The organism is Pseudomonas frederiksbergensis, from assembly GCF_003732705.1.
Taxonomy (GTDB): domain Bacteria; phylum Pseudomonadota; class Gammaproteobacteria; order Pseudomonadales; family Pseudomonadaceae; genus Aquipseudomonas; species Aquipseudomonas frederiksbergensis_F.
Genome location: NZ_MOBR01000017.1, coordinates 256003 through 269991, shown reverse-complemented (window position 1 = coordinate 269991; position 13989 = coordinate 256003). Strand labels below are relative to the sequence as shown.

2 protein-coding genes are annotated in these 13989 nt (G+C 62.5%); one reads left to right on the top strand and one right to left on the bottom strand.

Features of this window, described 5'->3' with window-relative positions; genetic code table 11:
* Positions 1-48: 48 nt before the first annotated feature.
* A complete protein-coding gene (locus BK667_RS19620; protein ID WP_123598610.1) occupies positions 49-13032 on the bottom strand; it encodes a non-ribosomal peptide synthetase in 12984 nt (4327 codons plus the stop codon).
* Positions 13033-13403: 371 nt separating this feature from the next.
* On the opposite strand from BK667_RS19620, the gene BK667_RS19615 reads away from it, so the two are divergent.
* Entirely contained in the window at positions 13404-13952 is a 549-nt protein-coding gene (locus BK667_RS19615) for an RNA polymerase factor sigma-70 (RefSeq protein WP_054614033.1), read from the top strand.
* The last annotated feature ends 37 nt before the right edge of the window (positions 13953-13989 follow it).

Genomic DNA, 13989 nt, shown 5'->3' with positions numbered 1-13989 from the left:
GTAGGAGCGAGGCTTGCCCGCGAAGAGGCCAGTCCAGACGCTAAAGAACTACAACCCCTCCAACTCCGCCATCAAATCATTCAACCGATCCACCTTCTCCTCGGTCATCTCACTCGCCGCCAATCCCTCGATGTACTCGGCCAGTTCCTCCACCGTGCTGCACTCGAACATCGCCCGCAGCGGCACGTCACGTTGCAGCGATTTCTGCACCCGCGACGCAATCTGTGTCGCCAGCAGCGAATGACCGCCCAGTTCGAAGAAGTTGTCGCGAATACCGACCTTCTCGACCTTCAACACTTCGGCCCAGATCTGCGCCAGGGTCTGCTCCATTTCATTGCGTGGCGCCTGGTAATCCTGGCTCTGCAACTGGCCGATCTCCAGCGCCGGTAAGGCCTTGCGATCCAGTTTGCCGTTGGCATTGAGCGGCAGTTTGTCGAGCCACAACCAGTGCAGCGGCACCATGTATTCCGGCAGTTCGGCGCGCAGGCGTTGCTTGATGCGTTCCAGGCGTTCGCTCGGGTTGAGCGCCGAATCCGCCGCCACCAGATAACCCACCAGGTGCTTGCCGTTGACGCCTTCCTGCACGCCGACCGCCCCGTCGCGGACTTCCGGTTGTTCGTGCAGCCGCGCCTCGATTTCCCCCAGTTCAATGCGGTAACCGCGAATCTTCACCTGATGGTCGATCCGGCCGACGTACTCCAGCACGCCGTCACTGCGTCGCCGCGCCAGGTCACCGGTGCGATACAGACGATCACCGGGCTCGCCAAACGGGTTCGGCACAAACACCTGGGCGGTGCGCAGCGGATCGCTGACGTAACCGCGACCGACACCGGTGCCGGCGACACACAACTCACCCACCGCACCCAGCGGCACCAGTTCCAGCGCGCCATCGAGCAGGTACAAACGGTTGTTGTCGGTCGGCGTACCAATCGGCAAATAGCTGCCGCGGGTCGACGCCATGTCCACTCGGAAGAACGCCACGTCATCGGAACATTCCGCCGGGCCATAGGCGTTGACCAGCCCGATCTGCGGGTAGCGCAACAGCCATTGGTGCGCCAGTTCCGGCGGCATCGCTTCACCGGTCGGCAGCATCCAGCGCAAGCCGTCGAGGCTCATGCGCTCTTGGGTGAGCATGCCCTGGATCAGCGACGGCACGCTTTCCAGCACGGTGATGCCCTGGCTCTGCACATGAGCGAGCAAGCCTTGGGGATCATGGGCGATGGTGTTCGGCACGATGTCCACCCGCGCCCCGAACAGCGGCGCGGCGAGGAACTGCCAGACCGAAATATCGAAGCTTTGCGAAGCGGTTTGCGCGATGACATCGGCGGCGCTCAGGTTCAGGTACGGCACTTTGCTCAACTGGTTATTGAGCATGCCGCGCTGTTCGACCATCACGCCTTTCGGCAACCCGGTGGAGCCCGAGGTGTAGATCACGTAGGCCAGGTTGTCCGGCGCGCTGTAGATGCCCGGGTTTTGCACCGACGCATCGCTCGCTTGCACCTCTTCCCAAACGAGCAACTTCGGTCGATTGGCGCAACCGAATTCGTCCAGCAACGCCACCGCTTGCTCGTGGCAAGCCTGGGTGCAGACCAGCAACGGCGTGCGGCTCAAGTCGATGATCCGGCTCAGACGCTGACTCGGCAGGCCAGGATCCAGCGGCAGGTAACCGGCGCCAGCCTTGAAGCTGCCGATGATCATGCCCAGCAGATCGAGATTACGTTCGGCGAGCAACGCCACCGGTTGGTCCAGCCCGACACCCGCCGCAATCAAGGCATGACCGAAGCGGTTACTGCGCTGGTTCAGTTCGACATAGCTGTGCAAACGGTCGAGGCAACTGGCGGCGATGCGCTGCGGATGCTGCGCAACCTGGGCTTCGAACAGCTCGACGTAGCTTTTTTCCAACGGGTATTCATGTTCGCTCTGGTTGCAGCCGTGGATCAGGAAGTCCTGTTCCTCGGTACCCAGCAGCGGCAAGTCGGCCATGTCGCCATGGAAACCTTCCACCAGCGCCAGCAGCAAACGCTTGAACTCACCGAGCATGCGCTCGACCGTGGACTCATCGAAATAACGCTGGTCGTAGGACAGGTGCAAACCGAGGTCATCCCCCGGATAGCAAACCGCCGTCAGCGGGAAGTTGGTGTGGGTGCGGCCCGAGTCCGAGGTGGCATTGAGGCTTTGCGCACGGTCGAGCACCGAGACTTCCACCGGGGCGTTTTCGAACACAAACAGGCTGTCGAACAACGGCTGGCCTTTGGGCAATTCGCTGTTTTCCTGGATCGTCACCAGCGGCAGGTATTCGTATTCGCGCAGTTGCATGTTGCTGTCGAGCAATCCACTAAGCCACTGGCGCACGCTGACACGCTGATCGTCCTCGGGCATTTTCACCCGTAGCGCGATGCTGTTGATGAACAGCCCGACCGTGCGTTGCATCTCCGGCATTTCCACCGGGCGCCCAGCCACCGTGACGCCAAACAGCACGTCGCGATCACCGCTCAAGCGCCGCAGCACCAGGGCCCACGCCGCTTGGGCGAAGGTGTTGATGGTCAGTTGATGGGCCTGGGCCAGTTCCCGCAATTGCGCACCGTCACGGGCATCGAGCCTCGTGTAGCGGTCGCCCACGACCATGCCGCCGCTGTCACCGGCGTGTTCACGCAGGAACGGTCGGTCGCTCGGAATCGGCGTGGTGCGCTCGAAGCCTTGCAGGTTGGTTTTCCACCACTGCCGCGCCTCGGCCAGGCTCTGGCGTTGCAGCCAGCCGATGTAGTCGCGATAACGCGGCGGCACGGCCAATTGCGCGTCCCGGCCTTCGCCCAGGGCCATGTAGATTTCAAAGAAATCGTTCATCAGCAGCGAACGGCACCAGGCATCGATCAGGATGTGGTGGTTGCTCATCATGAACCAGTAGCGCGCTTCACCAACCTTGATCAAACGCAGATGGAACGGCGCCTGATTGAGCAGATCGAACCCGGCTTCACGCTCGGTTTTCAGCAGCGTTTGCAGTTTCGGTTCTTGCTCGGTTTCGGCGATAGCGGTCCAGTCGAGGTACTCGATCGGTGTGCTGCCCGGTTTGTGGATCACTTGCAGCATGTCTTCGCCGACGTTCCAGCAGAACGACGCGCGCAAGGCTTCGTGACGGGCAATCACCGCTTGCCAGGCCTGGGCGAAACGCTCGGGATCCAGCTCGCTGTTGATGCGGTAGCGGTCCTGCATGAAGTAGAGGCCGGTGCCCGGTTCCAGCAAGGTGTGCAGCAGCATGCCTTCCTGCATCGGGGTCAGCGGGTAGACGTCTTCGATCACGGCGGCCGGGATCGGCAGCGCGTCGAGTTGTGGCTGGGTCAGTCGGGCCAGCGGGAAGTCGGACGGGGTCAGGCCACCGGCCTCATCGAGCAGGCAATGTTCGATCAGGCTTTGCAGCTCTGCGAGATAACTATTCGCCAGATCGCTGATGGTTTGCGGGTCGTGGCGTTCGGCGCTGAAAGTCCAGCGCAGCACCAATTCGCCGCCGTAGACCTGACTGTCGACGCTCAATTCGTTCGGCAACGGCGCATGAGGATCATGGGCCGCGCCCACCGGCTCATCGAGAGGACGGAACAACGCGTCTGCGCCGAAGCTCTGGTCGAACTGGCCGAGGTAGTTGAAGGTGATCGGCGCCACCGGCAACGCGGCCATGGTCTGGCGGCACAGGTCATCGGCGAGGTAGCGCAACACGCCATAACCCAAACCTTTGTGCGGCACGGCGCGCAGTTGCTCCTTGATCGCTTTGATCGAGGCGCCCTGCTCAGCCGCTGGCACCAGACGCAGCGGATAAGCGCTGGTGAACCAACCCACGGTGCGGGTCAGGTCGATCTCGTCGAACAGGGTTTCGCGGCCGTGACCTTCAAGTTGAATCAACGCCGATTCGTGGCCGCTCCAGCGGCACATCACGCGGGCCAATGCGCTCAGCAGCAGGTCGTTGACCTGGGTGCGGTATGCGCTCGGCGCCTGTTGCAGCAATTGCCGGGTGCGCTCGGCATCCAGGCGTACGCTGACGGTTTGTGCGTGACGATTCTGCTGCCCACCTTGCGGACGATCACACGGCAACTCAGCGCAGGGCCCGGCCAATTGCGTCTGCCACCAGCTCAGTTCTTCGCGCAGGGATTCGCTGCCGGCGTAGGCCTGCAAGCGTGCGGCCCAGTCCTTGAAGGCGCTGGTTTTCGCCGGCAGTTTGACTGACTGTTCAGCGTCCAGTTGACGGTAAACCGTTTGCAGATCGTCCAGCAAAACCCGCCAGGAAACCCCATCGACCACCAAGTGGTGAATGGCGATGAACAAGCGTTGCTGGCCTTCAGGTCCATCGACCAGCAGCGCACGGATCAGCGGCCCCTGTTCGAGATCGAGACTGCGTTGGGCATCGGCGAACAGCGCGGTGCATTTGTCCATGGACGCAACGCGCACCTGCCACAGCACCGGGGTGTCATTCACCGCTTGGTGCTCGGCGTGCCATTGCGCCTCGGTTTGGGTGAAGCGCAGGCGCAAGGCGTCATGTTGTTCGATCACTGCCAGCAGCGCTTGCTCCAGACGATGAGGTTCCAGCGCCACCGTCGGCTCCAGCAGCAACGCCTGATTCCAGTGCTGACGCTCAGGAATCTCGGTGTCGAAGAACCAATGCTGGATCGGGGTCAAACCGGATTCGCCGGTGAGCAAACCTTGCTCGGCGCTGACCTGCTCGGTGCGCGTCGCGACGGCGGCGAGGGTCTGCACGGTCTGGTGCTGGAACAGGTCGCGAGGGCTGAAGTGAATGCCCTGCTGCCGCGCGCGGCTGACCACCTGGATCGACAGAATCGAATCGCCGCCCAGTTCGAAGAAGTTGTCGTTGAGACCGACCTGCGCCACGTTCAGCACTTCGCACCAGATGCCGGCCAGGGTCAGCTCCAGTTCGTTGCTCGGCGCCACGTAGTGCTGACGGTTCAGCTCCGGGTCCGGCGCCGGCAGTGCGCGACGGTCAAGTTTGCCGTTGGCGGTCAGCGGCATGCTGGCCAGCAGGATCAGGTGCGTCGGCACCATGTAGTCCGGCAGTTGGGATTTGAGGTGAGCCTTGAGCGCTTCGCGCAGTGCGGCTTGTTGCGCTTCGTCCTGTTCGGCGACTTCGGTGACGAGGTAGCCGACCAGTTGTTTACCGCTCGGCGCATCCAGCGCCAGCACCACGGCTTCGCGGATGGATTCGTGTTCCAGCAGGCGCGTTTCGATCTCGCCCAACTCGATGCGGAAACCCCGGATTTTCACTTGATGGTCGATGCGCCCAAGGTATTCCACCAAACCATCGGCGCGCTGACGCACCAGGTCGCCGGTGCGATAAATACGCCCGCCATTGCTGGCAAACGGATCCGCCACAAAGCGCTCCGCCGTCATGCCCGCCCGCTCGTGATAACCCTGGGCCAGGCCAGCACCGCCGACGTACAACTCGCCGGTCGCGCCTTGGGGCACCAACGCCAGATCGGCGTCGAGAATGTACGCCACGCGAGCGCCAATCACGCTGCCTATCGGCACACTGCCCAGGCCTTCTTCCAACACCTCGGGCGCCAGACTGGCCAGCGGCATAACCACGGTTTCCGTCGGGCCGTAGGCGTTGAAGAACACACTGGGTGTGAACGCTGCGCGAATCCGCGACAGGTGTTCGCCGGTCAGGGCTTCGCCGCCGGTGATGATCATGCGCACCGGCAGGGTTTCGCCCTGGGTTGCCAGCCATTGCGCCAACTGGCTGCCATAGCTTGGGGTGAAGCCGAGGATGTTGATCTGATGCTGACGAATCAGGCCGCAGATTTCTTCCGCGTCCCATTGCCCTTGGGCGCGCAACACCACTTGCGCACCGCTCAACAGCGGCACCAGCAAACGCTCGGTGGCGGCGTCGAAGTTGATCGAATAGAAATGCAGTTCGCAGTCGTCAGGACGCATGCCGAAGCGCTCGATCACAGCCTGGCAGTGCATGGCGATTTCGCCGTGGGACACCACCACGCCTTTCGGTTTGCCGGTGGAGCCGGAGGTGTAAATCAGGTACGCCTGATGCTGCGGCAGGCTGATAAACGGCAGCTCGGTGGCCGGGTAGTTGGCCAGTTCGGCGGCGTCATCCTCCAGGCACCAGCGGCCCACGGTCGATGGCAACTCACCGAGTGCGTTGAACATGGCTGTGTCACTGAGAAGCAGACGGATGCCACTGTCTTCGATCATGTAGTGCAGACGATCCAGCGGATATTCCGGATCCAGCGGCACGTAGGCACCGCCGGCCTTGAGGATCGCCAACAGGCCGACGACCATTTCCAGCGAACGCTCAAGCGCCAGGCCGACCCGAACTTGTGGGCCGACGCCACGCTCGCGCAGCATCCAGGCCAGGCGATTGGCGCGGCTGTCGAGTTCGGCGTAGCTCAGGGTTTCGCCAGCAAAGGTCAGGGCCGGCGCATCTTTGCGGGCCAGGGCTTGCTCGCTGAACAGGTGATGAATGCACTGGTCCAGACGATGTTCGCCCGGTTCGATGCCGAGGCTGTCCAGCAGGTTTTTCTGCTCGGTGGTGTCGAGCAACGGCAATTCGCTGAGGCGTTGTTGCGGGTCAGCCAACAGCGCTTCCAGCAGATTGCGCCAATGCCCGGCCATCCGTGCAATGCGCGGTTCATCGAACAGGTCGGTGCTGTAGGTCAGGCAGCAACCCAGGCGATGATCGAGGTCGGTGACTTCCAGGTTGAGGTCAAACTTGGTCGCCCGGGCATCGTTGGCCAGGTACTCGACGGTCATGCCGGCCAGGGTGCGGCTCTGCTGGAATTCCCAGCGCTGCACGTTGCACATCACCTGGAACAGCGGGTTGTAAGCGGCGCTGCGCGGTGGTTGCAGTGCTTCCACCAAATGATCGAACGGCAGGTCCTGATGGGACTGACCTTCGATCACGGTGTGGCGAACCTGCTCAAACAATTCGCCGACGGACATCTGCCCGTCGAGTTGGCAACGCAACACTTGGGTGTTGAGGAACGCGCCGATCAACCCTTCGCTTTCCGGACGGATGCGGTTGGCGACGGGTGCGCCGATCCGCAAATCAGTCTGGCCGCTGTAGCGGTAAAGCAGCACGGCCAGGGCAGCGGTCATGGTCATGAACAGGGTCAGACCGTTTTGCGCGTTGAAGGCGCGAACGCGGGCGGCGAGGTCATCGCTCAGGTCGAAACGGAACAGCTCACCCCGATGGCTTTGCACTGGCGGACGCGGACGGTCGCCGGGCAATTCCAGCAACGGATGTTCGCGACCCAGTTGCGCAGTCCAGTAGTCGAGTTGGCGTTGACGTTCGCCGGACTCCAGCCACTGCCGCTGCCAGACGCTGTAATCCAGGTACTGCACCGGCAGCGCTTCCAGCGGCGAGTCGCGGTCATCGACGAAGGCTTCGTAGAGCGCGCTCAGTTCCCGGGCGAAGATGTCCATCGCCCATCCCTCGGTGACGATGTGGTGCAGGGTCAGCACCAGGTAGTGTTCCTGGTCGGCGGTCTTGACCAGGCAGGCGCGCAGCAGCGGACCGGTTTCCAGATTGAACGGGGTGTGGGCTTCGCTATCCGCCAGGGCCTGGACCCGTTGCTCGCGCAATTCGACGTCGAGCGCCGAGAAATCCTTCCAGTCCATGCGCATGCCAGTGTCCGCATGCACCTGTTGCCGGGCCACGCCATCGATGCTTGGGAACGTGGTGCGCAGGGTTTCGTGGCGGATGATCAACGCTTGCAGCGCCGCTTCGAAACGCCCGACATCCAGCACCCCGCGCAGCCGCGCCATGCCACCGACGTTGTAGGCCGGGCTGTCCGGCTCCATCTGCCAGAGGAACCACATCCGTTGTTGGGAATAGGACAGCGGCACCGGTTGGCTGCGGTCGACCTTCTCGATGGGTGGCTGTTTGTTGGTGTTGCTGCTGACCTGGATCAAGCGCACCTGTTCGGCGAACGCCCCCAGCTCACTGTTTTCGAACAACGCACGCAGGGGCAATTCGACGTCACAGGCCTGACGGGTGCGGGAGATGATTTGTGTCGCCAGCAGCGAATGGCCGCCGAGGGCGAAGAAATCGTCACGCAGACCGATTTGCTTCAGGCCCAGCACTTCACGCCAGATGCCGGCGATTTGCTGCTGAAGGACGGTGACCGGTTCGACGTGTTCGCGCACTTGCCATTGCGGTTCCGGCAAGGCACGACGGTCGAGTTTGCCGCTTGGGCTCAAGGGCATTTCGTCCAGGCGCATCAGTTGCGCCGGGACCATGTATTCCGGCAGCTCGGCGGCCAGCGCGGCTTTCAGACGTTGGGTTTGAACATCAATCTCTTCGGAAGAATCGGTTGAGGTGTAGTAACCGATCAACTGGCCGCCAGCGGCTGTTTCGCGCACCAACACCACGGCTTGGGCGACGCCGTCCTGGGCCAGCAGACGCGCTTCGATTTCTTCCGGTTCGACCCGGAAGCCGCGCAACTTGACCTGCTGATCGAGGCGTCCGAGGTATTCGATCACGCCGTCAGCGGTCCAGCGTGCACGGTCGCCGGTGCGGTACAACCGCGCGCCCTGCTCGCCCAGTGGGTCGACCACAAAGCGTTCGGCGGTCAGGCTCGGGCGACCGAGGTAGCCTCGCGCCAAGCCGATACCGCTGATGCACAGTTCGCCGGGCACGCCGGCCGGCAAGGGATTGAGGTCGCTGTCGAGCACGCGGCAGATCACGTTGCCCAATGGCCGGCCAATCGGCGAACGCTCGCCATCAGCCATCGTGCAATGCCAATGGGTGACGTTGATCGCGGTTTCGGTCGGGCCGTAGCGGTTGTGCAGTTGCACCGCTGGCAGTTGCTCCAGCACGCGGTTGCGCAACTCGGCGGGCAAGGCTTCGCCGCCGGAGAACACCCGGCGCAGGCTGGTGCATTCACTGGTCAGCGGTTCTTCGATAAACAGCGCCAGCAATGGCGGCACGAAGTGCAGCGTGGTCACGGCGTATTGCTGAACCAATTGCGCGATTCGATGGGGATCGCGGTGTTCGCCGGGATCGGCAATCAGCAGGCGCGCGCCAGTGATCAGCGGCCAGAAGCATTCCCATACCGACACGTCGAAACTGATCGGCGCTTTTTGCATCAGCACGTCGGTTTCGTCGAGGCGATAGGTGTTCTGCATCCATTGCAAACGTTCGGCGAGGGCGGCGTGGGTGTTGCCAACGCCTTTCGGTTGGCCGGTGGAGCCCGAGGTGTAAATCACGTAGGCCAGGTTGTCGCCGTGCAGGTGCAGGCCCGGTGCCTGGCTCGGCCAGTTTTCCAGGTGCAGCGCGTCCATGGCGATGACGCTGACGCCGTCGCTGGCCGGCAAGCGGTCGAGCAATTCGGTCTGGGTCAGCAGCAATTCGACGCCACTGTCGCTGAGCATGTAGGCCAGGCGTTCGGCCGGGTAATCCGGATCCAGCGGCACGTAGGCGCCGCCAGCCTTGATGATCGCCAGCAGGCCGATCAACAGTTGCGGCGAACGCTCGGCGGCGATGGCCACGCACACATCCGGGCCGACGCCTTTGTCGCGCAGGTAATGAGCCAGGCGATTGGCCTGGGCGTGCAGTTCGGCGAAATCGAGTTCGCCACCGTCCCAGATCAGCGCGGTGCGCTCCGGGGTCAGGCGCAGTTGTTCATTGAGTAATTCCGGCAACCATTGGCTGGCCGGTGTGCAGGTTGCCGTGCTCCACGAGGCTTGTTGATCGTGCTCATCCGAAGTCAGCAGTTGCAGATCACCGATGGCCTGTTGTGGCTGCTCGCAGACTTCGCGCAGCAGATTGGTGAAGTGCTCGGCCAGGCGCTCGATGGTTGCCACATCGAACAGTTCGTTGGCGTAGTCGAAGGACAGGCTCAGCCGCCCATTTCGGTCTTCTTCGCTGTGCAGTTGCAAGTCGAACTTGGCTTCGCGGCTGTGCCACGGCAACTCTTCGGCGAGCAGCCCCGGCAAGCGGCGCAGGGCGCTCAAATCCCGTTGCTGGTGGTTGAACATGACCTGGAACAACCCGGATTCGCGAGCCTCGGGGAACGCTTCGAGCAGTTGTTCGAACGGCAGGTCCTGATGGGCTTGTGCACCCAACGCCGCTTGGCGGGTTTGCGCCAGCAGTTCAACGAACGGCAGGCGTGAATCGACTTCGGCGCGCAGCACTTGGGTGTTGATGAAGAAGCCGATCAGCCCTTGGGTTTCCAGGCGTGGACGGTTGGCGTTGGGCACGCCGATGCGGATATCGCGCTGGCCGCTGTAGCGGTGCAGCAGACTCTGGAACGCGGCGAGCAACAGCATGAACGAGGTGGATTCGTGAGCCTGGGCCGTCTGGCGGATGGCTTCGCTCAGGCTCACGCCCAAACGCACAGTGTGGCGGGCGGCGCTGTGGACGTGATGTGCCGAGCGCGGATGGTCAGTGGCCAGGCTCAGCACCGGATGCTCGTCGCCCAACTGGTTTTTCCAGTAGGCCAGTTGCCGTTCACCCTCGCCTTGGGCCAGCCATTGGCGCTGCCAGCTGCCGTAATCGGCGTACTGGGTCGGCAATGCCGCGAGCGTGGCTTTCTGGCCTTGAGACGCCGCCGCATACAGCCGCGAGAATTCATCGATCAACACATTCAGCGACCAGCCGTCAGCGATGATGTGGTGCAGCGTCACCAGCAGTTGATGGTCCTCGTCGTCGAGGCGCACCAGCGTCACCCAGAGCAGCGGGCCTTTCTCCAGATCGAACTGGGTGCGCGCTTCGTCTTCACGAATTTGTTGCGCGCGGACTTCACGTTTGTCGACCGGCAAATCGCTGATGTCGATCAGTTGCAGGTTGAATTCGCCCGCAGCGTCAACCCGTTGCAGGGCCACGCCGTCACGTTCGAAGAACCGCGTGCGCAGGGATTCGTGGCGTTCGATCAATTGTTGGAAACTGGCGCGCAACGCGTCTTCGTCCAGTTCGCCGCGCAAACGCAAGGCACCGGGAATGTTGAAGGCGCTGCTCTGCGGATCGAGTTGCCAGGTGATCCACAGACGGTTTTGGGCCAGGGATTGCGGCATCGCTTCGCTGCGCGACAGCGGCGTAATCGCGCCTTGGGCCAGGCCGCCGTCCTGTTGCAGTCGGGCGACGGCCTCGGCGAAGGCGCCAAGGGTCGGTGCTTCGAACAGCAGGCGCAGGTTCAGCTCCAGGCCGAGCTCTTCACGCAACCGCGCGACCACTTGGGTCGCGGCGATGGAGTTGCCGCCGAGCAGGAAGAAGTGATCGTCAGCGTTGACCTGCTGGACGTTGAGCTGCTCGCACCAGATGTTGGCGATCAGGGTTTGCAGTTCGGAAGCGGATTGCGCCGTTGTTTCGCTTTTAACCTCTGCCGACGGGAACAGTGCATAGCTGTCGAGGCTACCGTCCGCCAGGCGATTGCGGCACGCCGAGCGTTGCAGTTTGCCGCTGGAGGTCTTCGGCAGCGCGCCCGGATTGAGTAACACCACCACGCTCGGCGCTTCCTGATAAGCCTCGGCCACCGCTTGGCGGATGGCTTTGATCAGCGCGTCGGGCGGCAGGATTTTCTGCACGCTGCGGCTGATTTCCGCAGCGATGCCGATGCCTTCCTGGCCGTCGATATTGACCGCGAACGCCGCGACGCGACCTTTGCGCACCACTTCCACTTCGCGCTCGACGGTTTGCTCGATGTCTTGCGGGTACAGGTTATGGCCGCGCACGATCAGCATGTCTTTCAGGCGCCCGGTGATGAAAAATTCACCGTTACGCTTGAAGCCCAGGTCACCGGTGCGCAGCCAGGTGCGGCCCGCGTGCTGAACAAAGGTCTTGGCGCTCGCCTCGGGGTTGCGCCAGTAGCCATGGGCGATGCTCGGCCCGGTGGCCCAGACTTCGCCGATAGCGTTGTCAGCCAGTTCGGTGAGCGCCAGCGGATCGACAATCAGCACGGCGTGATCTGGCTGACTGATGCCGCAACTCATGATCGCCGCGCCCTCGCCTGCTTCGGCGCGGTTTTGCGCCAGGGCCTGATCGTCGACCCGCAGGTTGCCGATGCCCTGACCGCGCGGCGTACCGGCGACGAACAGCGTGGCCTCCGCCAAACCGTAAGACGCCATGAAGCAGTCCGGGGTGAAGCCGCAGCTTGCGAATTTATCGGCGAAACGTTCGAGGGTGTCGAAACGAATCGGTTCGGAACCGGAATACGCCACGCGCCAGCCGTTCAGGTCGAGACGTTCCAGCGCCGATTCACTGACCCTTTCGCTGCACAGGCGATAAGCGAAGTCCGGCCCACCGCTGATGGTGCCGCCGTATTCGCTGATCGCTTCGAGCCAGCGCAACGGCCGCCCGAGGAAGTACGCCGGGGACATCAACACGCACGGCACGCCACTGAAAATCGGCTGCAACAGACCGCCGATCAGGCCCATGTCGTGGTACAGCGGCAACCAACTGACGATCACGTCGTCCGGGTTCAGGTCGATGCCGAAGCCGTGACGGATCAGCAGCTCATTGGCCACCAGGTTGCCGTGGCTGACTTGCACGCCTTTGGGCAACGCGGTGGAGCCGGAGGTGTATTGCAGAAAGGCGATGTGTTCGTTTTCAAGCGCCGGCAACACCCAGCTGTCCGCCAGTGCGCTGTCGAGGGTATCGACGCAGAGCAACGGCGGCGCGCCTTCGATTTGCTGCAAGGCGTCGCGCAGGCCAGCGCTGGTCAGCAGCAGACGCGGTTCGGCGTCGCTGATGATCGACAGCAAGCGTTCCTGGTGATGGCGCTTGGTCGATTCCTGCGGATAGGCCGGCACCGCGATCACGCCGGCATACAGGCAGCCAAAAAACGCCGCGACGTAATCCGGGCCGCTGGGGAACAGCAGCACCGCGCGATCGCCGAATGCGGCCTGAGCCTGCAACGCGCCGGCAATGGTCCGCGCCCGTTGATCAAGCTCGGCATAACTGAGTACTACAGCCTGATCCGCGGTTTCGGCGAGAAAACGCAAAGCCACGCGATCCGGCGTCAGGGCCGCGCGGCGCTGGAGGGCTTGGACCAGTGTGCTGGGGAGTTCGAACGCGTCGGTCATGAGGTTTCCTGCCTGAATTCGGCTTGCAAGTTTGGAATCGGTTTTCGTACGTCACGCTCATTCAAATGGCGTGCAGGGCGCGGTCTTCGCCGACCGCGCAAGGCTTGGGAATGCTGTTTTGGCCGGGACGTATCCGGAACCATTCACCAATGAGAACGATTGATGTCCTGAAATAATTAGTCCGCAGGCTTGCCCCCCAACAGGGCCGGGCGCGACAGCGTGTCGCAGTTCACACGCTGCACTTTTGTGACGCATTAATTCTCTTTCTCAATTGACAATCATTATCATTCAACATAATTTGTCGCTCGATGTGTAGGACGGCTCCGAAACGCTTGTCGTCCCGCAACCCTATTTGCAGCAAGGTGATTTCCATGACGGAACAAGTATCCACAAGCAGGTGCGATTCACCGCTACTTCAGGCCTTTGTCGACAACCGACTGATTCTGGTCAAAATTGCAGCCCGCATTACCGGCTGCCGGTCGCGGGCTGAGGACGTGGTGCAAGACGCGTTCTTCCGGCTGCAATCGGCGCCGCAGATCACCTCTTCGTTCAAGGCTCAGCTCAGCTACCTGTTCCAGATCGTGCGCAACCTGGCGATCGATCACTACCGCAAACAGGCGCTGGAGCAGAAGTATTCAGGCCCTGAAGAGGAAGGTCTGAACGTGGTGATCCAGGGCGCTTCGCCAGAAACCTCGCACATCAACTTCTCGACCCTGGAACACATCGCCGACGCGCTGACCGAGCTGCCCAGCCGCACGCGCTATGCCTTCGAGATGTATCGCCTGCACGGCGTGCCGCAAAAGGACATCGCCAAGGAACTCGGCGTCTCGCCGACCCTGGTGAACTTCATGATTCGCGATGCGTTGGTGCACTGCCGCAAGGTGTCGGGCAGTCGGGCGGATACCTTCGCTCGTCGTTGAGAGCCGAGATTTTCGTCGCCCCCAATCGCGAGCAAGC

Excerpts from the sequence above, each read along its gene's own strand:
- BK667_RS19615 (WP_054614033.1), top strand. The coding sequence starts at position 13,404 with ATGACGGAACAAGTATCCACAAGCAGGTGCGATTCACCGCTACTTCAG.
- BK667_RS19620 (WP_123598610.1), bottom strand. The coding sequence starts at position 13,032 with ATGACCGACGCGTTCGAACTCCCCAGCACACTGGTCCAAGCCCTCCAG.